Below are 20,400 nucleotides of genomic sequence, written 5' to 3'. Positions count from 1 at the left end.
GTGAACTCGCTTCAGCAGTTGTAATATGACTTGCTGAATGAAGTTAAAATCTTCGGATGTCACAGATTTTCCGGAAAGATTTATCGAATAAATCCGAAAAATCTTTCGATGGAAACGCCGGTGTGATTATGCCGGCGTTTTTGTCTATCGATTCTTCAGGCAGTGCGCAAAGGAGTGGCTTTGTGGTGGATGAAAAAGTGATCATCGTGGAGGGCGGGGCGGATCGGAAACGGCTTGTCAGAATCCTAGCCGAACCCGTTACAATCATTTGTACGAACGGGACGATCAGTCCTTATCGTCTCGAAGAGTTGCTTGCTCCATTTGAGGAACAGGAATTATTTGTCTTTGTGGATGCGGATGAAGATGGGGAAAAGATACGTGTTTTATTTAAAAGGGAATATCCAGATGCCATTCATTTGTATACGGAAAAGACTTATCGGGAAGTAGAGACGACCCCCGACAAAGTACTCGCTTCCATATTGCTTGGCGCTGAATTCAAAATCCGCCCTGAATTTTTAACTTGATTCGGCAAAATACCCTTTCAATTAGATGGTGAAGATGCATGTCATGCAGTCGAGATTCAATAGGACCGCTTGCTGAAGTGGAATTGATGATAAAGGATGATTTATAAAAAAATGGAAAAATGGACGCGCGAACAATGGAAACAGGCATTGAAAGAATTACCCGAAGCCGTATATTATTTGTATACACCGATGTGTGGAACTTGTGCCGTTGCATCCAAAATGTTGGATGTCATTGCCGCTATGAAGCCAGATTTACATATGGGGAAAGCAGATTTGAACTACGTGCAGGAAGTGGCGGTTGAGTATGAAATTGAAAGCGTCCCTTGTCTGCTGATCCAAAAGGAAGGCGAAATACAGCATAAGATCTACGCATTTCATTCTGTTCCGTACCTCCTTGAAAAATTGAGTTGACAGAGCTTGTCGAACATGATACTATTCGTCTGAACATATAGTTGAATAAGTTGCTCTTATTAAGAGAGGTGGAGGGACAGTGCCCTATGAAGCCCGGCAACCGTCATGAAAGTGAAATGGTGCCAAATCACGCAAAGCAATCGCTTTGACAGATGAGAGATCGGATGAACGTTTGTGACAACTAACGTAATACCTTTCTGCTCGTCTGCAGGAAGGTTTTTTTATCTTCTTTGAGCAGAAGATTTCCATCTCTATGAGATGGCGAGATGAATGCGGTTTTATTTTCCTGCTCAGCGGGTGTTCAAACGCCTGCTGAACGAAGATAAAGCCTCCGGCGAATGTCACAGATTTTGAAGGGAGTTAATTGAGCTGTGCTCAATTCAAAATCTGGTCACAATTACGCCGAGGCGTAATTGATTATTATTGTCTAGCTGTAGTGGGGAGAGCATCTAATGTAGGCCACTTCTGCTTTTCAAGTGTTGAGGTGAAAGAAATGATCCGTTTAACGGATATTGATAAACAATATGGTGTAGGAGCAAATAGCATATCTGCGGTTGATGGTGTAACGCTTGAAATTGCGGATGGCGAAATTTTTGGCATTATCGGTTATAGCGGGGCGGGGAAAAGTACGTTGATTCGCCTGCTGAACGGTCTTGAAAAGCCAACTTCCGGTCGAGTGGAAATTGGCGAACTTGAGATTTCCGCGATTAAAGGCAAGGACCTGAGAGAAGCCCGACAAAAAGTGAGCATGATTTTCCAACATTTCAACTTATTATGGTCCCGAACTGTGAAGGATAACATTGCTTTCCCACTTGAAATCGCAGGCGTTCGAAAAGCGCAACGGGAACGGAAAGTCGCTGAACTGATTGAATTGGTCGGCCTAAGTGGCCGTGAACATGCCTATCCATCCGAATTGTCAGGTGGGCAGAAGCAACGTGTCGGCATTGCACGGGCGCTCGCGAACGATCCGGAAGTTCTTCTCTGTGATGAAGCGACGTCAGCGCTTGATCCCGAAACGACGGATTCCATTTTGGAGTTGCTGACGGGAATCAATGAGCGGCTCGGTTTGACGATTGTGTTGATCACACACGAAATGCATGTCATCCGCAAAATCTGCCATCGTGTCGCGGTCATGGAAGCGGGAAAAGTTGTAGAACTTGGTAATGTACTTGATGTGTTCCAAGCTCCCCAAGCCCCGATTACGAAGCGATTCGTTTCCCAAGTGACAGAATCGGCAGAGGCGAAACAGGCAATCGAACATATTAAAGAAGAGCTTCCCACCGGAACGCTCGTCAAACTTGTCTTTGTCGGTGATCGGACGGAACAGCCAGTTTTGGCAAGCTTGATCCGGAAGTTCAATGTAGATGTGAACATCGTGCAAGGAAATATATCCCATACCCGTGGTGGAGCATACGGTACACTTATCCTCCAGCTCGTAGGAGGGGCAGCACTCATTGACGAAGCGATTCAATACCTCCATGAACAAGATGTCCAGACGGAGGTGATCGGCAATGATTGAAAACCTATTTCCGAATGTGGATTGGGAAGTCATGTGGGAAGCAACTATCGAAACGATTTACATGACCGCTATCTCAACATTTTTTACTTTTATCATCGGCATTGCGCTAGGGGTAGTGTTGTTCCTGGCAAGTCCGGGTCAAATATGGGCCAATAAGGTGATCTATACAATCACGGGGGCATTCGTCAATATCTTCCGGTCGATTCCATTTATCATTTTAATCATCTTGCTCATACCTTTTACGAAACTGTTGGTCGGTACAATCCGGGGACCGGAAGGGGCTCTGCCAGCACTCATTATCGGAGCGGCTCCGTTTTATGGGCGGATGGTATTGATTGCGCTGCAGGAGATTGATAAAGGCGTAATCGAAGCAGCCAAGTCGATGGGAGCAAAAACGAGAACCATTATTTTTAAAGTGCTGTTGCCTGAATCGATGCCGGCACTCATTTCAGGCATTACGGTGACAGCCATCGCGCTTGTCGGCTATACAGCAATGGCGGGTATTATCGGAGCGGGCGGACTCGGTACGCTTGCATATATGGAAGGATTCCAACGCAGCCGGGAAGATGTGACGCAAGTGTCGACCATCCTCATTTTGGTCATCGTTTTCATCATTCAGGCCATCGGTGATTTAGCAGTGAAGAAGTTGGACAAGCGTTAAAGTTGAAAGTAGGTTACACCAGGCGTTTTGCCTGCTAACTATAGAAATGACATAGAAAAGGGGAGTTCTACGATGAAGAAAATCTTATCAGGATTATTATTGGCCGTGCTTTTGCTTGCACTGGCAGCATGTGGAACAAAAAATGACACAAATGAAAATAGCACAAGTGGTAGCAATGGTGAAGAGGCTACTGGTGGAGAATTAACAAAGCTAGTTGTCGGTGCTTCCAACACGCCGCATGCGATCATTCTTGAAAAAGCGGCACCATTGTTGAAAGAAAAAGGCATTGAACTAGATATCCAAAAATACCAAGACTATATCTTGCCGAACCAAGACCTTGAAAGCAAAGATCTTGACGCAAACTATTTCCAACATATCCCATACCTTGATTTGCAAATCAAAGATCATGGTTATAAATTTGTCAATGCAGGCGGCATCCACATTGAGCCGATCGGTATTTATTCGAAAGAATACAAATCACTTGATGAACTTCCGGACGGTGCTACTGTGCTGATCAGTAATTCCGTTGCTGACCATGGACGCGTATTGGCGTTGCTTGAAGCAAAAGGGCTAATCAAATTGGCTGAAGGAATTGATAAAACATCAGCTGAACTGAAAGACATCGCCGAGAATCCGAAGAATCTTCAATTTGACGCGAAAAACGATCCGGCAATCTTGCCACAGTTTTTCAATAACGGCGAAGGGGATATCGTGCTGATTAACACGAACTTTGCTATCGATGCTGGTTTAAATCCACTTAAAGATGCAATCGCAATGGAAGATTCGGAATCACCATATGTGAACATCATCGCTGTACGTGAAGGCGATGAAAACAAACCGGAAATTAAAACATTAGTAGAAGTGTTGCAATCACAAGAAATTCAAGACTTTATCGTTGAAGAGTGGAATGGCGAAATCGTTCCAGTAAAATAATTAAATTGAAGCTCCGTTGATCTGAAAATGATTAATGGAGCTTCTTTAATCAATCGCGCCTCGGCGTGATTGCGTCCAGATTTTGAATTGAGCAAAGCTCAATTGCCTCCTTGCTTCGTTCAGCAGGCGTTTGAACTCCCACTGAACAGGGGAACAAAATCGCATTCATCTCGCCAGCTACAGAGATCGGAGCCTTCTACTGAATGAGGATAAAATTCTCAATCAGGAATAGATAATTGAAAATGCGGCGAATCTACTAGAGCAGGTATAACAAAGTCTTGATTTAAGTGTATTCTAATCAATCGATAAGGTTCTCAATGATTTGCATGGGGATGCTTTATGCGTTAAGATTAGAATGATACTAAATTGAGAATGGATATCCGTTCATCTTTAACATATGGAGGTATTGGAATGGCAACTTTGGAAATCAAAGGCCTTCACGTTGAAATTGAAGGCAAGGAAATATTGAAAGGCGTCGATTTGACGATCAATACAAATGAAATCCACGCAATCATGGGTCCGAACGGTACAGGAAAATCAACTCTCGCGTCAGCGATTATGGGACATCCCAAATACGAAGTAACAGCAGGTACGGTGACACTTGACGGTGAGGACGTACTGGAAATGGAAGTGGACGAGCGTGCACAAGCGGGTCTTTTCCTTGCGATGCAATATCCAAGTGAAATCACGGGCGTGACAAATGCTGACTTCCTACGTTCTGCCATCAATGCGCAACGTGAAGAGGGCGATGAAATTTCATTGATGAAATTCATCCGTGAGCTGGATAGCAAAATGGAATTCCTTGAAATGGACGAAGATATGGCTACTCGTTACTTGAACGAAGGGTTCTCGGGCGGGGAGAAAAAACGTAACGAAATCCTCCAACTGATGATGTTGAAACCTAAGTTTGCAATCCTTGATGAAATCGACTCTGGTCTTGATATCGACGCATTGAAAGTTGTTTCAAAAGGGATTAACGAAATGCGCGGCGAAGGATTCGGCTGCCTGATCATCACGCACTACCAACGTCTCCTTGACTACATTACACCAGATCATGTCCACGTCATGATGCAAGGAAGAGTCGTCAAATCCGGCGGTGCAGAATTGGCGAAGAAACTTGAAGAGCAAGGATATGACTGGATCAAAGAAGAACTCGGCATTGAAGACGAGACTGTCGGGCAGGAAGCATAAGAAAGGGGGACGATTCAGAATGACGGTTGAAACGAAACTGGCATTGACCGAACAGGACGTCCGCTCCTATTCAGCGAAGGTGAATGAAGCAGATTGGATGGCGGATTTCCGCGCTGATGCATTAGCGAAACTGGACCAACTGCCAATGCCAAAACCAGATAAAACGAAAATCGATAAATGGAATTTCACAGAATTCCCGAACCATGTGGTAGAGTCTACAACTTTCGCTTCATTGGATGAACTTCCGGAAGCAGCGCGTGCGCTAGTGGACGTTGATCAACAGAAGAATATTTACGTACAGCATAATAATACACCGGCATATCTTTCACTGTCCGAGGGCTTGAAAGAGCAAGGTGTCATTTTAACAGATGTCTTCACCGCTTCACGTGAGCATGGTGAGCTGGTGAAAAAGTACTTCATGACAGATGGCGTCAAAGTCGATGAGCACAAGTTGACAGCACTCCATGCAGCGCTTTTGAATGGTGGCGTATTCGTATACGTTCCGAAAAACGTTGTAGTAGAAGAGCCGCTTCAAGTTCTTTTCTTACATGACGATGCACAGGCTTCTCTGTTCAATCATGTAATCGTCGTTGCGGAGAAAAACAGCTCAGTGACTTATGTCGAAAACTATTTGTCTACAGTCGAAGAAGCAAAAGGACTTGTCAATATCGTTTCCGAAGTATTTACAGGTGATAATGCCAAAATCGTATACGGTGCAGTGGATGTACTTGCGGAAGGTTTCACGACGTATGTGAACCGCCGTGGCGTCACAGGTCGCGATAGCCGTATCGAGTGGGCGCTCGGCCTGATGAACGACAGCGATACAATTTCTGAAAATATCACGCATCTTGTAGGGGATAACTCTTCTTGTGATATGAAAACAGTTGTCGTTGGACGCGGTAGCCAGCGCCAGAACTTCACATCTGAAATCGTCCATTGGGGACTGGATACGGATGGCTTCATCTTGAAGCATGGTGTTATGAAAGAAGCCGCTTCTTCCATCTTTAATGGAATTGGCCGAATTGCCAAAGGGGCGACAAGATCGAATGCTGTTCAAGAGTCACGCGTTCTCATGTTAAGTGAAAAGGCTCGCGGAGATGCGAACCCGATCCTACTCATCGACGAGGATGATGTAACTGCTGGACACGCAGCATCTGTGGGCCGTGTTGACCCATTGCAATTGTATTATTTGATGAGCCGAGGAATTTCCCAACAAGAAGCAGAACGTCTCGTCATCCATGGTTTCCTTGCGCCAGTCGTCAGCAAGCTGCCGATTGAAGGCGTGAAGAAACAATTGACGGAGGTTATTGAAAGGAAAGTGCGCTAATGCTCAATAAAGAGATCCGCAAACATTTCCCGATCCTGGACCAGGAAATAAATGGGCATCCGCTCGTTTATCTAGATAGTGCCGCGACATCCCAAAAACCGCGGCAAGTCATTGAAGCAATCAGCAATTATTACAATTTAGATAACTCGAACGTCCACCGCGGTGTACACACTTTGGGGAACCGTGCGACGGAAGGGTATGAAGGTGCGCGCGAAAAAGTGCGGAAGTTCATCAACGCAAAATCGACAGAAGAAGTCATTTTCATGCGTGGTACGACAACAGCACTTAATACTGTTGCGCAAAGTTATGGGCGTGCAAATGTAGGTGAAGGCGATGAAATCGTCATCACCTACATGGAACACCATTCGAACATTATTCCATGGCAACAACTTGCGAAAGAAAAAGGTGCCGTGTTAAAATACATCGATCTTGAAGAAGATGGTACATTGTCGCTCGATAAAGTTCGTGAAGTGATTACGGACCGGACGAAAATCGTCTCTATCATGTACGTATCAAATGTTCTCGGTACGATGAATCCGATTAAAGAAATCGCAGAAATTGCACACGCACATGGTGCTGTGATGGTTGTGGATGGTGCACAAGCTGCACCGCATTTGAAAATCGATGTACAACAGCTGAACTGTGATTTCTTTGCTTTCTCAGGGCATAAGATGTGTGGGCCGACTGGTATCGGTGTACTTTATGGTAAAAAAGAGTTGCTAGATAAAATGGAACCTGTCGAGTTCGGCGGCGAAATGATCGATTTCGTCGGTTTATACGAATCTACATGGAAAGAGTTGCCTTGGAAGTTTGAAGGCGGGACACCTATCATTGCAGGAGCGATCGGTCTTGGGGCTGCCATCGATTTTCTTGAGGAAATCGGGCTTGAGCAGATTGAAAAGCATGAACATGAGCTAGCCGGATATGCAATGGAACGTATGTCAGAAGTTGAGGGACTTACAATCTATGGTCCGCTCGATCCTGAAAAACGGGCAGGGCTTGTCACTTTTAATTTAAACGAGGTTCACCCACATGACGTTGCAACAGTACTTGATATGAATGGCATTGCCGTCAGAGCGGGCCATCATTGCGCACAGCCGCTTATGAAATGGTTGGATGTATCAGCTACGGCACGCGCTAGCTTCTACCTTTACAATACGACAGAGGATGTAGATCGCCTCGTCGATGGACTCCGCATGGCAAAGGAGTATTTCGCAGATGTCTATTAATAATTTAGATCAGTTATATCGTTCGGTTATCATGGATCATTATAAAAATCCGAGAAATAAAGGCGTCCTTGATGAAAGTGATATTACTGTCGATATGAACAATCCGACATGTGGTGATGTCATTCACTTGACGTTGAAAATGGAAGACGGGATTGTCCAAAACGCTAAATTCGAAGGCGAAGGCTGTTCGATTTCCATGGCATCCGCATCCATGATGACGCAAATGGTCAAAGGCAAAACCGCGGAAGAAGCGGTGAAAGTTGCTCACATTTTTTCGGATATGATGTTGGGCAAAGAAGTGGATGAATCAGTAGACCTTGGGGATATTGAGGCACTTTCGGGTGTGGCAAAATTCCCTGCACGCATCAAATGTGCGACACTTGCGTGGAAGGCGATGGAAAAAGGAGTCGGAAATGACTCCGACCAATAAAGAGGTTGTTTGAAAATAGCAGTGAAATCGGGGCCCGCAGGAAACAAGTCATACAGTTTGTTGCGGCAGGATGTCAAGAGACCCTGTTCACCTACCTTTTCAAACGCAAATTATGAGAACGGAGGAATCGTAATGGCTAAAAAAATGCCGGAAATCGGCGATTACAAATATGGTTTTGCAGATAAAGATGTATCTGTTTTCCGTTCGGAACGTGGTTTGACGCGTGAAATTGTAGAAGAGATTTCGAAAATGAAAGAAGAGCCGGAGTGGATGTTGAACTACCGCTTGAAATCTCTTGAAATCTTCTACAGCAAGCCAATGCCACAATGGGGCGGCGACTTGAACTCATTGAATTTTGATGAAATCACGTATTATGTTAAACCTTCCGAAGGAACAGAACGCTCTTGGGATGAAGTACCGGAAGAAATCAAGCGTACGTTTGATAAACTTGGGATTCCAGAAGCGGAGCAGAAATACCTTGCAGGTGTTTCCGCGCAATACGAATCGGAAGTTGTTTATCACAACATGAAAGAAGATCTTGAAGAACTAGGAATAGTCTTCAAGGACACGGATTCTGCATTGAAGGAAAACGAAGAACTCTTCAAAAAATATTGGGGTACGGTCATTCCGAACTCCGACAACAAGTTCTCTGCTTTGAACTCGGCTGTCTGGTCAGGGGGGTCATTCATCTATGTGCCACCAGGTGTGAAAGTGGATACGCCACTACAAGCCTATTTCCGTATCAACTCGGAAAACATGGGTCAGTTCGAGCGTACACTGATCATTGTTGATGAAGGCGCAAGCGTACACTATGTCGAAGGTTGTACAGCACCTGTCTATACAACAAACTCCCTCCATAGTGCGGTTGTAGAGATCATCATCAAAAAAGACGCATACTGCCGTTATACAACTATCCAGAACTGGGCGAATAACGTTTACAACCTTGTAACGAAGCGTGCAGTTTGTGAAGCGAACGCAACGATGGAATGGGTCGACGGTAACATCGGTTCGAAATTGACGATGAAATACCCGGCGATCATCCTAAAAGGTGAAGGTGCGCGTGGCATGACGTTGTCGATTGCGCTTGCAGGGAAAGGGCAACACCAAGATGCTGGTGCAAAAATGATGCACTTGGCTCCAAACACGTCATCGACAATCGTATCCAAATCGATTTCCCAACATGGCGGAAAAGTGACTTACCGCGGAATCGTCCACTTCGGACGTAAAGCGGACGGCGCACGTGCCAACATCGAATGTGACACGCTCATCATGGATAAGCTATCCACATCCGATACAATTCCATACAACGAAATCCTGAACGACAACATTTCACTTGAGCACGAAGCGAAAGTTTCCAAAGTATCAGAAGAGCAGCTCTTCTACCTCATGAGCCGCGGTATCCCTGAACTAGAAGCAACTGAAATGATCGTCATGGGCTTCATCGAGCCATTCACAAAAGAATTGCCGATGGAATACGCAGTAGAGATGAACCGTCTTATCAAGTTCGAGATGGAAGGCTCTATTGGTTAATAACGATAAAGAAAAACCGGCCATTCGTGCCGGTTTTTTTCATGCGATTTATTAGCAGCTTTTCCTCGCGCTCAAAGAATGAATCCCGCGCCCAAAGAGATGAACTCGCGCTCAAAGAATGAATCCCGCGCTCAAAGAGATGAACTCGCGCTCAAAGAATGAATCCCGCGCCCAAAGAGATGAACTCGCGCTCAGAGAATGAATCCCGCGCCCAAAGAGATGAACTCGCGCTCAAAGAATGAATCCCGCGCCTAAAGAGATGAACTCGCGCTCAAAGAGATGAACCCGCGCTCAAAACAATGCCCTCGCGTTCAAAAGCCTCCCCCAACGCTCAATCCTCCAAGCAAACACAATTGTTACAAAGGGCTTTCTGAGATATGATACTATGATAGTATTGTTTTATCTTCATTCAGCAAATCTTTTTGTACTGAAAGCGAAGCGTTAGCTACAGGAGACTCCCATCTCCACAGGTGGCAAGATAAATGCGGTTTTGTTTTTCTGTTCAGCGAGTGTTCAAGCCAGCTGAACGAAGAATGGAAGGCAACCTAAGTTCGCCGCGTCCTGCGGCAACGGTTGCATGACCTACATCCTGTAGGCCCGCGGATGTCACAGATTTTTTAGAGGAGCTTTTCGAGCAAGCTCGAAAAAATCTGGACGCAATTACGCCGAGGCTTAATTGATGAGAAAGGAAGGGCTAAGCATTGATTGAAATTGGTTTGACGGGTTGGGGAGATCATCCTGATGTATACGCCCCTACTTCTTCAGCGAAGGATAAGCTGGTCGATTATAGTGCTCATTTTCCAGTTGTCGAACTGGATTCAACGTTTTACGCGATTCAGCCGGAGCGCAATATTCGTAAATGGATTGCGGAAACGCCTGACAATTTCCGTTTTATTGTCAAGGCTTACCAAGGGATGACAGGACATCATCGTGGGGAACTTCCGTATGCATCTGTCGAAGAGATGTACAAGCAGTTCAGATTATCCATTCAGCCTTTGCAGGAAGCGGGGAAATTGGCGATGGTCCTCGTGCAATTTCCGCCGTGGTTTGATTGTACCAAGGAAAATGTTCAGGAAATCCTCTTCATATGTAAAAGGTTAGAAGGGTTCGATATTGCGATTGAATTTAGGCATCAATCTTGGTATTCGTCCGATTACCAAGAAGGGACTTTGGGTTTTTTACGTAAATGGAATCTCATTCATTCCGTTTGTGATGAGCCGCAAGCGGGGGTTGGCAGCATTCCACTCATCCCCGAGACGACACGGACAGATAAAGTGCTGTTCCGACTTCATGGACGCAATGTCCAAGGGTGGCGCAACTTGTCGGGAGATGATCAGGCATGGCGGAAAGTCCGGTATTTATATAATTATGTTGAAACTGAACTACAAGAAATCCAAACGGCAGTACAAAAGTTGAATGCGGAGACGGAAGAAGTGTTTGTCGTCTTTAATAACAACTCGGGTGGCCACGCTGCACAAAATGCGAAACGGTTTCAAAAAATGCTCGATATCAATTACGAGAGTTTGGCGCCTAAACAGCTCGACTTTTTCGAAGGGGAATGGTAATGGAATTTGTAATTTTAGCGGTTATTGGCCTTGCGGCGGGCATCGTCGGGGCACTAGTCGGATTAGGTGGCGGGATCATATTGGTACCTGCCACACTTTTCATCGGTATTAACTTGGGAATGATCGGCGGGATTACACCGCAAAGTGTTGTCGGCCTATCCGTCGTCATGATGATTTTTACAGGGCTTTCTTCAACATTAGCATATATGAAAACAAAAACGATTGACTATAGAAGTGGATTTATCTTCTTCGCGGGAAGCGTTCCCGGAACAATTTTAGGTGCTTATGTTAATAAAGGATTGGATTTACCGTCATTTAATTTATATTTTGGCATATTATTAATTTTACTATCAATACTTTTACTGGTTCGAAAATATTTGAAACCCGTTAGTTGGTTTGTAAATCATGGTAAACAACGAAGTTTCACGGATCGTACGGGAGAGAATTTCGTCTTTGGCTATCCGGTTTGGTTTGCATTGTTGCTGACCTTCGTTGTCGGGTTTTCATCGGGTCTGTTCGGAATCGGTGGCGGCTCCATACTCGTACCTGCCATGATTTTGCTATTTCTATTTCCCCCGCATGTCGCTGTCGGGACATCGATGTTCATGGTGCTTCTATCGGCCCTCGTCAATTCGGCTACGCATATCGCGCTTGGGAACGTGCCTTGGCTCTATACAATTCCGGTCATTCCGGCAGCCTATATCGGGGCGAAAATCGGCGCGTACCTGAATCAGAAAATGAAATCGGAAACGCTTGTTTTAGCATTACGTATCACGCTTCTATTGCTTGGAATCAGGTCCATTATTGACGGGATTTTGGGGTGACCTTATGGAACAGATTATTGAAACGATCCACATCTATCATACGAATGATGTCCACAGTCACTTTGAGAGCTGGCCACAAATTAGCCGGTATCTTCGTGAGCGGAAACGGCAACATATCGAACATGAGGAAGCTTGTTTCGTCTTCGATATCGGTGACTTTGTCGATCGCTCGCATCCGTTCACGGAAGGGACAGCAGGAAAAGGCAACACCCATTTGTTGAATCAAGCGGGGTATGATGCAGTGACCATCGGCAATAATGAAGGGATTACGATGTCCAAAACGGCCCTGAACTTACTCTATGAGGATGCCAACTTCGATATCGTGCTGGGCAATTTGTGGGATGATGGACAATACCCGGAATGGGCGATTCCCTCCGTCAGTTACACGACTGGGAAAGGCACGCGGGTCGGTATCATCGGAGCTACGGCGGAGTACCAAGCTTTCTATTCAAAACTCGGTTGGCAAATCACGCCTCCTCGGGAAACATTGAAGAAACTAGCTGAACAGATGAAGGACGAAGTGGATGTGATCGTCTGTCTATCGCATATGGGCATCCACGAAGACGAACGTCTTGCAGCGGAGTGTCCGATCATTGACGTCATTTTAGGGGCCCATACCCATCATTTATTTCCCGAGGGCAAGTTTGTGGGTCCTGTCCTATTAGCGGCAACAGGAAAATATGGGGAATACCTAGGACATGTGACGCTGAAAATCGGCTTGGATCCAAAGAAAATCACCGATCGAAAAGCGGTTCTCTACCGAACAGATCAGCTGGCGCATGTGGAAGAAGATGTGCGGGAAGTAAATCGGTTGATCGATGCAGGGAATCAGGCGATGAACGAAAAAGTGTTTTTCAATCCGATCCCATTGCGGCAAAATCTTTTTGGAGAAAGTGAACTATCCTCTTTTTTTGCTAGAGCACTCATCGCGTATACGGAAGCCGATTGTGCCCTCTTTAATGCAGGCATTTTTCTAGGAAGCCTCGAAAAAGGATGGGTGTCAAAAGGCGATCTTCATGCGCTCTTGCCTCATCCGATCAATCCATGTGTCGTCACGCTAGATGGTGAACTGCTGACGGAAGTCTATGAACAATCCTTAAACAAGGAATGGCCTGAAATTGAAATCAAAGGACTTGGTTTTCGAGGGACTTTAATGGGCGCGATGATCCATGAAAGGCTTTATCAAAATCGATATGGTCAGTTATTTGCTGGGAATCGGGAAGTGCTAGCAGGAAAGACATATACGCTAGCAACATTGGATATGTTCACGTTCGGCTTTTTCTTTCCAGCGTTGAAAGAGGCTGAAAAAGACTATTACATGCCCGAGTTGATAAGAGATATTTTTGGATGGTATGGAAAAGAACAAAATATAGACTGATTCCCATTCTTTTAAAAAAAATAAACCAACGTATGAACTCCTCCAATACCGCATAATGTGGAATGGGAGGAGTTGTTTTGAAATTTCATGGGCAAGTGACAAGGAAAACAAGAAAAAGGAAAATGAAAAGAAAGCTATTTCCGCTCCTTATTCCTGTATTGTTAATATCAATCGGTCTTTTCCTTTATGCGGTCAACGCCGGACTCGCGCCTATCTACATACAGTATGCCGAAGTGCAAACAGAGAAAATTGCAGCACATGTGATTAACAAAGCGCTCACTTCGGAAAATTTCAAAATGCCTAGTACTGAGCAGATTTTTCAAACAATACCAAATGATCCGAATGGAGCCATTACGATCAATGGGGAAGCGACAAGCAGGGTGTTGGCGGATGTGCATCGGCTTGTTACTACCTATCTGGAAGAGGCGGAATCGGGAAATATGGATGTATTGCCTCTGTTAGATGATTTCCAATACAATCAAGAAGCGATGGAGAAACAAGGTGGGGTGGTATTTTACGTACCAGTCGGGCAAGCGGCGAACATTCCATTACTTGGGAATTTGGGACCCAAAATTCCGATACGTCTCCATGTTATTGGCGCTGTTCACGCGGATATTGAAACAACCAATAGTGAATCCGGTATTAACAATGGTATACTTGAAGTAAATGTCGTCATAAAAGTGAATGTCCAAATCATAGTGCCACTTGCGACACAAAAAAGTGTTGTAGAGCAGAGAATTCTAGTAGGAAAACTCTATATTCCAGGCAAGGTGCCACCGGTTTATAGTAGTGGCGGAGGTAATTCACCAAGTGTTGAGATTCCTTTTCCAATTGAACTACCCGCAGATGGACAATAAAAAAATAAAGAAGGAAGTGATGAGATCCTATCACTTCCTTCTTTATTTTTCCAATAATATTATAAAGAAAAAAGGTTTTGACAATAGTAAGATAGGCGTATATACTAGGCAATAAGATTATATAATAATCTGAAAATGGTAAACTTTTTAACTCTAATGATAACTGGGGGGATCACATTTGAAGTTGAAAAAGTGGCTAAGTGTATTTGCTGTTTCAACACTTATCGTTGGTTTGTTGGCAGCATGCGGGGCAGACAATGACACAAGTAGTGGGGAATCAGGTGAATCCAACGATAGCGACACGATTAAAATCGGCGTGAACTTGGAATTATCCGGTGCGGTTGCCTCGTATGGAACGTCTGAAGCGGCGGGGATTGACCTAGCTGTTGAAGAGATCAATGCAGCAGGCGGGATCGAAGGCAAGCAAATTGAAATCGTCAAAATCGATAATAAGTCAGATAACGCGGAAGCGACAAGTGCGGCAATCCGCCTTGCGGAACAGGACAAAGTGGTTGCCATCATCGGAGCTGCAACGAGTGGTGCGACTGTAGCGCAAGCGCAAATTGCAAATGACAAGCAAGTACCGCTCATCAGCCCTTCTGGGACAAGTCCTTCTGTAACGGTTCGAGAAGATGGCGGAGTCAATGAGTATGTATTCCGTACATCCTTTATCGATCCTTTCCAAGGAACCGTTGCAGCAAACTTTGCAGCTAATGAACTAAAAGTAAAAAATGTAGCAATCTATTCCGATAATGCAAGCGATTATTCAAAAGGTCTTGCAGCTTCCTTCAAGAAAGATTTCGAAGCAGCAGGGGGCAAAATTGTAGCGAACGAGTCATATGTAGCGAAAGATCCGGATTTCCGTTCTACACTGACACGCATCAAGTCGGCGGATCCGGAATTCATTTTCATTCCTGGTTACTATGAAGAGGTCGGTTTGATCGTCAAGCAAGCTCGTGAGATGGGCATCGATGTTCCATTGATGGGAGCGGATGGCTGGGATTCACCAATTTTATTGGATTTGGCAGGAGCGGAGGCGTTGAATAATACATTCACGACCAACCATTATTCTTCCGAAGATCCAGATGGAAAAATTCAAGAATTCAGCAAGAAATTTGAGGGGAAATATGGAAAAGCACCAGATGCATTTAACGCGCTCGGTTATGACACTGTTTATTTACTGGCAGATGCCATTAAGCGTGCAGGTGGAGCGGATTCCGTAAAAATAAAAGATGCGTTGGCTGAAACAAAAGACCTTGAGCTGATTACAGGTCTTTACTCGGTCGATGAAAATCATCACCCGATCAAATCCGCTACGATTTTGGAATATCAAGATGGGGAAACCGTATTTAAAACGAAAGTCAATCCGTGATTTCACTCATTTGACAAGCTTTGAGTGAGGGGATGAAGTAAGTTCAATGTAAAAACTGGACGCAACTTCACAGAAGTGTCATGAAGTAGGGAGGAACGGGAGGGGGATGATCCTCCTCCCGTTCTTTTTCTTTTTTTTTTAAGAAGGGAGTGGAAAGGATGGAATGGCTACAACAACTGATAAACGGTATATCACTCGGAAGCATCTATGCGTTGATCGCACTCGGTTATACGATGGTTTACGGAATTATAAAGCTTATTAACTTTGCCCATGGCGAAATTTTCATGATCGGTGCTTTTATCGGTTATTTTACGATTGCTGGGTGGGGGCTTGGCTTCCTACCTGCACTACTCATCTCGATGGTCTCTTGTGCGATTATCGGCGTGATCATCGAGCGCGTAGCGTATAAAAGATTGCGGAATACTACAAGGATCGCCGCTTTGATCACGGCGATCGGAGTTTCCTTATTGATACAGAACGGTGTCATCTATATGAGAGGGGCACAACCGGTGGCATATCCTTCCGATTTTGCCAACAAAACGTTCAACTTATTCGGTGCTCAAATTAGCAGTCAATCACTTCTGATTTTGACAGTTTCCGTAACATTGATGATCATCCTTCAATTTATTGTACATAAAACGAAAATCGGAAAAGCAATGCGTGCTGTATCCTATGATGCCGATGCAGCGAGACTAATGGGCATTAATGTGGACAATACCATCTCTGCCACATTTGCGATTGGCTCTGCCTTGGCTGGAGCGGCAGGTGTCATCTTCGGTATTTACTATACAAAGATTGACCCGCTTATGGGGGTTATTCCCGGTTTGAAAGCATTCGTAGCGGCCGTTCTTGGTGGAATCGGCATAATCCCCGGTGCGATGGTCGGAGGGCTTGTACTTGGGGTTGTCGAAACGATTGTCAGTGCGCTCGGCTTTTCATTATGGAGAGATGCAGCAGCATTCGTCATTTTGATCTTGATCCTCATTTTAAAACCGTCCGGCATCTTTGGTAAAAATACACGAGAGAAAGTGTAGGTGACATCAGTTTATGAAAAAATCAAAACAATTTTGGGTATTCATTGGTGTAGCCATCGTGGTGTATGCGGTTGTTCAAATGATGATCAACGGAGGGAATTTGAATAGTTTCTATACGAACACGTTAATATTTATGTCTATTAATATTATGTTGGCTGTCAGTCTACACCTAGTGATAGGCATTACAGGACAGTTTTCACTCGGGCATGCCGGATTTTTAGCAGTTGGGGCGTATATATCGGCCATCGTCACGATGAAATTCCATCTGCCGTTTATCGTTGCCATTTTGGCGGCGGGCATCGTTGCGACAATTGCGGGGCTGATCATCGGAATTCCGAGCTTGCGGCTCAGAGGGGATTATTTAGCGATTGCTACACTTGGTTTTGCTGAAATCATCCGAATCGTCTTTTTGAACATCGACTATGTCGGTGGGGCGGCGGGGATGCAAGTCACGCATTTAACGACTTGGACGTATACGTTCGTCTGCCTGATGATCACGATTATTGTCATTGTCAATTTTACCAACTCCAGACATGGGCGTGCTTGCATATCTGTGCGTGAAAACGAGATTGCATCGGATGCGATGGGGATTAACACCACCTATTATAAAGTGTTGGCATTCGCAGTTGGCGCATTTTTTGCAGGCATTGCGGGAGCATTGTATGCGCATAATTTCTATATTATTCAACCGGCGAACTTTGGGTTTTTAAAGTCCATCGATATTTTGATTTACGTCGTTCTTGGAGGGCTTGGGAGTTTATCAGGTGCGGTTGTCGCAACGATCCTGCTAACCGTCGTCTCCACGTTCCTGCAAGGGTATCCTGAAACGCGTATGATCATCTACAGTTTAGTTTTAATCATCGTCATGCTTTATCGTCCGAAAGGGTTGATGGGTACGATGGAAATTACGGATTACTTCAAGATGTGGAGATTTTCGAAAGGAGGCAGCCACCATGAGCAGTGAGCCGTTATTACAAGTGAAAGATGTCGGCATCCAATTCGGTGGATTAAAAGCCGTTTCGAATTTCAATATGGAAATCCATCAAGGGGAATTGGTCGGGCTGATCGGTCCGAACGGTGCAGGAAAGACGACGAGTTTCAATTTATTGACAGGCGTCTATTCACCGACAGAAGGCGATATTGTCTTAAATGGGCGGCGCATTAATGGATTGGCTCCTTTCCAAGTGACAAGGCTTGGCATCAGCCGGACTTTCCAGAATATCCGGCTATTTAACGAACTTTCCGTTTTGGATAATGTCAAAGTTGCCTATCATTCATTGGCGAAACATTCGGTGTTAAGTTCGATGTTCCGTTTCCCCTCCCATTTTTCTGGAGAGAAAGAAATGGAAAAGAAAGCGATGGAGTTTCTGGAAATTTTTAATCTGGCTCAATATAAAGATGAAGATGCCAAAAATTTGGCTTACGGAAAACAACGAAGGCTAGAAATTGCGAGAGCGTTGGCGGCGGGCCCTCAGTTATTATTACTCGATGAACCTGCCGCAGGGATGAATCCCCAGGAGACGAAGGATCTCATGGAGCTCATTGCTTTTATCCGTGAAAAGTTCAATTTGACCATTTTATTGATCGAACATGATATGAATTTGGTTATGGGAATTTGTGAGCGTATTTACGTATTGGATCATGGTGTGCTTCTTGCTGAGGGAACTCCTGAAGAAATCCGGAATAATCCAAAAGTTATCGAGGCTTATTTAGGGGAGGAAGTGCAAAATGAGCATGCTAAAGGTTGAAGACCTGAACGTTTACTATGGAAGCATCCATGCTCTGAAAGGTGTTTCTTTGCATGTGGACCAGGGAGAAATCGTGACGCTTATTGGGGCGAACGGAGCTGGCAAAAGCACGTTATTGAAAACATTATCTGGATTATTGAAACCGAAAAGCGGGACGATCGACTATTTGAATGATTCAATCGCAGGGAAGCCTGCACAAGCGATTGTCAAATCGGGCATCTCGCATGTGCCGGAAGGAAGACGAGTATTTGCAGAGATGAGTGTAGAAGAGAACATTGAGCTAGGGGCTTTTCTCAGAACCGATAAGGCTGGCATCCAACAGGATTTAGGAAAAGTTTATGACATCTTCCCCCGGTTGCATGAACGTCGAAAACAATCTGCCGGTACATTATCGGGCGGGGAGCAACAGATGTTGGCGATGGGGCGGGCAATCATGGCGAAGCCTAAACTGCTGTTACTGGATGAGCCGTCGATGGGGCTGGCCCCGCTTATGGTGCAGACCATTTTTGAAGTCGTTAAAGATATTAATAAAGAAGGAACGACCATCCTGCTTGTCGAACAGAACGCTAACATGGCCTTATCCGTCGCCAACAGAGCCTATGTCATCGAAACCGGAAAAGTCATTCTTTCAGGGACACCTGACGAACTGCAAGCGAGTGAGGAAATTAAAAAAGCTTACCTCGGTGGCCATTAATCGTTTATGGGGATATCCTCGTCTTGAAATAAGGTAAAAAGAAAGGGAAGTGCTTAACAAATCGCACTTTCCTTTTTGGTTGAAGAAAATGTGATAATCGATCTGGTATATGTTTCACTTAGGTTGTTTGAAGTCAGAATATATGATACATTGACATCATAGAAAGTATTTAAGTTCGTATGGATTGGAGTCGATGATCTTGTCATGCAGACCAGAACAAGGAAATAGAACGGAGCATGTAAGAAAGCCGGATTGGTTAAAAATTAAGTTGAATACGAATGATAACTATACAGATTTGAAAAAATTGATGCGTGAGAACAATTTACATACGGTTTGTGAAGAAGCGCGTTGCCCGAACATTCACGAATGTTGGGGAGAACGCCGTACGGCTACATTCATGATTTTAGGGGCAGTCTGTACGCGTGCATGCCGTTTTTGTGCGGTTAAAACAGGTTTGCCGACTGAACTGGATTTGGCAGAGCCGGAACGTGTTGCAGATTCCGTAGCGCTTATGAATTTGAGGCATGCGGTTGTGACGATGGTTGCACGTGATGATCAAAAAGACGGCGGATCCGGAATTTTCGCTGAGACGATTCGTGCGATCCGAAGAAAAAGTCCGTTCACAACGGTGGAAGTACTTCCATCCGATATGGGTGGCGATTATGATAATTTGAAACGTCTGATGGATGCCAAACCGGATATCTTGAACCATAATATCGAAACGGTTCGACGCTTGACACCGAGAGTGCGTGCGCGCGCGACATACGAGCGTTCATTGGAACTGTTACGTCGGGCTAAAGAAATGCAACCGGACATTCCGACAAAATCGTCCTTGATGCTCGGGCTTGGGGAGACACATGAAGAAATCTTGGAGACGATGGATGATCTCCGTGCAAATAATGTAGACATCATGACGATCGGACAATATTTGCAACCGACGAAAAAGCATTTGAAAGTGCAGAAATACTATTCGCCGCAAGAATTCGGAGAACTAAGAAAAATCGCAATGTCAAAAGGCTTTTCACATTGTGAAGCCGGCCCGCTTGTCCGTTCAAGCTACCACGCTGACGAACAAGTAAATTCGGCTGCAAAAGAAAGACAGCGTCAAGGTGAGGAACAGCTTGAAGCAACTTTGCAAGGCCAATAAAGCTTATTCCAATGGCGGTGATCACT

Annotated in this window: 20 protein-coding genes and 1 riboswitch; all 20 genes read left to right on the top strand. The window is 44.8% G+C overall.

Annotated features, from left to right (window positions below; genetic code table 11):
* Nucleotides 1-56: 56 nt before the first annotated feature.
* Nucleotides 57-524 carry a toprim domain-containing protein gene (locus tag ACFPRA_RS20920; protein ID WP_381439039.1) on the top strand — a complete coding sequence of 156 codons (468 nt, stop codon included), beginning with the start codon at nt 57-59 and terminating at the stop codon, nt 522-524.
* Nucleotides 525-635: 111 nt separating this feature from the next.
* Entirely contained in the window at nt 636-935 is a 300-nt protein-coding gene (locus tag ACFPRA_RS20915; RefSeq protein ID WP_381439036.1) for a thioredoxin family protein, read from the top strand.
* Between the two features lie 53 nt (nt 936-988).
* Nucleotides 989-1,094: riboswitch (SAM riboswitch) on the top strand.
* 334 nt (nt 1,095-1,428) lie between these two features.
* Complete coding sequence (locus ACFPRA_RS20910; protein WP_381439034.1) at nt 1,429-2,454, top strand: methionine ABC transporter ATP-binding protein; 1,026 nt, start codon at nt 1,429-1,431, stop codon at nt 2,452-2,454.
* Nucleotides 2,447-3,115, top strand: a complete 669-nt coding sequence (locus tag ACFPRA_RS20905) for a methionine ABC transporter permease (protein WP_381439032.1) — start codon at nt 2,447-2,449, stop codon at nt 3,113-3,115. Before ACFPRA_RS20910 ends, ACFPRA_RS20905 begins: the two co-directional genes overlap by 8 nt.
* A gap of 72 nt (nt 3,116-3,187) precedes the next feature.
* Nucleotides 3,188-4,048, top strand: coding sequence for a MetQ/NlpA family ABC transporter substrate-binding protein (locus tag ACFPRA_RS20900; RefSeq protein WP_381439029.1), 861 nt, complete (start codon nt 3,188-3,190; stop codon nt 4,046-4,048).
* A 411-nt stretch (nt 4,049-4,459) separates the two neighbouring features.
* Nucleotides 4,460-5,239, top strand: coding sequence for a Fe-S cluster assembly ATPase SufC (gene sufC, locus ACFPRA_RS20895; protein ID WP_381439027.1), 780 nt, complete (start codon nt 4,460-4,462; stop codon nt 5,237-5,239).
* Between the two features lie 19 nt (nt 5,240-5,258).
* Entirely contained in the window at nt 5,259-6,566 is a 1,308-nt protein-coding gene (sufD, locus tag ACFPRA_RS20890; RefSeq protein WP_381439025.1) for a Fe-S cluster assembly protein SufD, read from the top strand.
* A complete protein-coding gene (locus tag ACFPRA_RS20885) occupies nt 6,566-7,795 on the top strand; it encodes a cysteine desulfurase (protein ID WP_381439022.1) in 1,230 nt (409 codons plus the stop codon). Before sufD ends, ACFPRA_RS20885 begins: the two co-directional genes overlap by 1 nt.
* Nucleotides 7,785-8,225, top strand: coding sequence for a Fe-S cluster assembly sulfur transfer protein SufU (gene sufU / locus ACFPRA_RS20880; protein WP_381439020.1), 441 nt, complete (start codon nt 7,785-7,787; stop codon nt 8,223-8,225). Before ACFPRA_RS20885 ends, sufU begins: the two co-directional genes overlap by 11 nt.
* Before the next feature lie 132 nt (nt 8,226-8,357).
* The gene (gene sufB, locus ACFPRA_RS20875; RefSeq protein ID WP_239390909.1) at nt 8,358-9,755 is read left to right on the top strand and encodes a Fe-S cluster assembly protein SufB; all 1,398 of its coding nucleotides are present in this window, start codon (nt 8,358-8,360) and stop codon (nt 9,753-9,755) included.
* A 701-nt stretch (nt 9,756-10,456) separates the two neighbouring features.
* Entirely contained in the window at nt 10,457-11,320 is an 864-nt protein-coding gene (locus ACFPRA_RS20870; RefSeq protein ID WP_381439016.1) for a DUF72 domain-containing protein, read from the top strand.
* Nucleotides 11,320-12,144, top strand: a complete 825-nt coding sequence (locus ACFPRA_RS20865; RefSeq protein WP_381439014.1) for a sulfite exporter TauE/SafE family protein — start codon at nt 11,320-11,322, stop codon at nt 12,142-12,144. Before ACFPRA_RS20870 ends, ACFPRA_RS20865 begins: the two co-directional genes overlap by 1 nt.
* Nucleotides 12,145-12,148: 4 nt before the next feature.
* Entirely contained in the window at nt 12,149-13,522 is a 1,374-nt protein-coding gene (locus ACFPRA_RS20860) for a bifunctional metallophosphatase/5'-nucleotidase (protein ID WP_381439012.1), read from the top strand.
* A gap of 77 nt (nt 13,523-13,599) precedes the next feature.
* Nucleotides 13,600-14,379, top strand: a complete 780-nt coding sequence (yunB, locus tag ACFPRA_RS20855) for a sporulation protein YunB (protein WP_381439008.1) — start codon at nt 13,600-13,602, stop codon at nt 14,377-14,379.
* Between the two features lie 184 nt (nt 14,380-14,563).
* Nucleotides 14,564-15,751 (top strand): ABC transporter substrate-binding protein, encoded by a 1,188-nt coding sequence (locus ACFPRA_RS20850; RefSeq protein ID WP_381439990.1) that lies wholly within the window; start codon nt 14,564-14,566, stop codon nt 15,749-15,751.
* A gap of 158 nt (nt 15,752-15,909) precedes the next feature.
* A complete protein-coding gene (locus ACFPRA_RS20845; protein WP_381439006.1) occupies nt 15,910-16,785 on the top strand; it encodes a branched-chain amino acid ABC transporter permease in 876 nt (291 codons plus the stop codon).
* A gap of 13 nt (nt 16,786-16,798) precedes the next feature.
* Nucleotides 16,799-17,749: a branched-chain amino acid ABC transporter permease gene (locus ACFPRA_RS20840; protein WP_381439004.1), complete on the top strand. Its 951-nt coding sequence runs from the start codon at nt 16,799-16,801 to the stop codon at nt 17,747-17,749.
* Nucleotides 17,739-18,533, top strand: coding sequence for an ABC transporter ATP-binding protein (locus tag ACFPRA_RS20835; RefSeq protein ID WP_381439002.1), 795 nt, complete (start codon nt 17,739-17,741; stop codon nt 18,531-18,533). Before ACFPRA_RS20840 ends, ACFPRA_RS20835 begins: the two co-directional genes overlap by 11 nt.
* The gene (locus ACFPRA_RS20830; RefSeq protein ID WP_381439986.1) at nt 18,520-19,227 is read left to right on the top strand and encodes an ABC transporter ATP-binding protein; all 708 of its coding nucleotides are present in this window, start codon (nt 18,520-18,522) and stop codon (nt 19,225-19,227) included. The genes ACFPRA_RS20835 and ACFPRA_RS20830 overlap by 14 nt, the downstream gene beginning before the upstream one ends.
* A gap of 193 nt (nt 19,228-19,420) precedes the next feature.
* On the top strand, nt 19,421-20,374 hold the full coding sequence (lipA, locus tag ACFPRA_RS20825; RefSeq protein ID WP_381438999.1) for a lipoyl synthase: 954 nt from the start codon (nt 19,421-19,423) through the stop codon (nt 20,372-20,374).
* The last annotated feature ends 26 nt before the right edge of the window (nt 20,375-20,400 follow it).

The sequence above is a fragment of the Sporosarcina soli genome (assembly GCF_042655805.1).
Classification (GTDB): Bacteria; Bacillota; Bacilli; order Bacillales_A; family Planococcaceae; genus Sporosarcina; species Sporosarcina soli.
Note: the sequence above shows the minus strand (reverse complement) of the source record. Positions and strands in the feature narration are given on the sequence as shown.

What these genes read in the sequence shown, in the direction of transcription:
- ACFPRA_RS20920 (WP_381439039.1), top strand. Translation starts at nt 57, where the DNA reads ATGTCACAGATTTTCCGGAAAGATTTATCGAATAAATCCGAAAAATCT.
- ACFPRA_RS20915 (WP_381439036.1), top strand. Translation starts at nt 636, where the DNA reads ATGGAAAAATGGACGCGCGAACAATGGAAACAGGCATTGAAAGAATTA.
- ACFPRA_RS20910 (WP_381439034.1), top strand. Translation starts at nt 1,429, where the DNA reads ATGATCCGTTTAACGGATATTGATAAACAATATGGTGTAGGAGCAAAT.
- ACFPRA_RS20905 (WP_381439032.1), top strand. Translation starts at nt 2,447, where the DNA reads ATGATTGAAAACCTATTTCCGAATGTGGATTGGGAAGTCATGTGGGAA.
- ACFPRA_RS20900 (WP_381439029.1), top strand. Translation starts at nt 3,188, where the DNA reads ATGAAGAAAATCTTATCAGGATTATTATTGGCCGTGCTTTTGCTTGCA.
- sufC (WP_381439027.1), top strand. Translation starts at nt 4,460, where the DNA reads ATGGCAACTTTGGAAATCAAAGGCCTTCACGTTGAAATTGAAGGCAAG.
- sufD (WP_381439025.1), top strand. Translation starts at nt 5,259, where the DNA reads ATGACGGTTGAAACGAAACTGGCATTGACCGAACAGGACGTCCGCTCC.
- ACFPRA_RS20885 (WP_381439022.1), top strand. Translation starts at nt 6,566, where the DNA reads ATGCTCAATAAAGAGATCCGCAAACATTTCCCGATCCTGGACCAGGAA.
- sufU (WP_381439020.1), top strand. Translation starts at nt 7,785, where the DNA reads ATGTCTATTAATAATTTAGATCAGTTATATCGTTCGGTTATCATGGAT.
- sufB (WP_239390909.1), top strand. Translation starts at nt 8,358, where the DNA reads ATGGCTAAAAAAATGCCGGAAATCGGCGATTACAAATATGGTTTTGCA.
- ACFPRA_RS20865 (WP_381439014.1), top strand. Translation starts at nt 11,320, where the DNA reads ATGGAATTTGTAATTTTAGCGGTTATTGGCCTTGCGGCGGGCATCGTC.
- ACFPRA_RS20860 (WP_381439012.1), top strand. Translation starts at nt 12,149, where the DNA reads ATGGAACAGATTATTGAAACGATCCACATCTATCATACGAATGATGTC.
- ACFPRA_RS20845 (WP_381439006.1), top strand. Translation starts at nt 15,910, where the DNA reads ATGGAATGGCTACAACAACTGATAAACGGTATATCACTCGGAAGCATC.
- ACFPRA_RS20840 (WP_381439004.1), top strand. Translation starts at nt 16,799, where the DNA reads ATGAAAAAATCAAAACAATTTTGGGTATTCATTGGTGTAGCCATCGTG.
- ACFPRA_RS20835 (WP_381439002.1), top strand. Translation starts at nt 17,739, where the DNA reads ATGAGCAGTGAGCCGTTATTACAAGTGAAAGATGTCGGCATCCAATTC.
- ACFPRA_RS20830 (WP_381439986.1), top strand. Translation starts at nt 18,520, where the DNA reads ATGCTAAAGGTTGAAGACCTGAACGTTTACTATGGAAGCATCCATGCT.
- lipA (WP_381438999.1), top strand. Translation starts at nt 19,421, where the DNA reads ATGATCTTGTCATGCAGACCAGAACAAGGAAATAGAACGGAGCATGTA.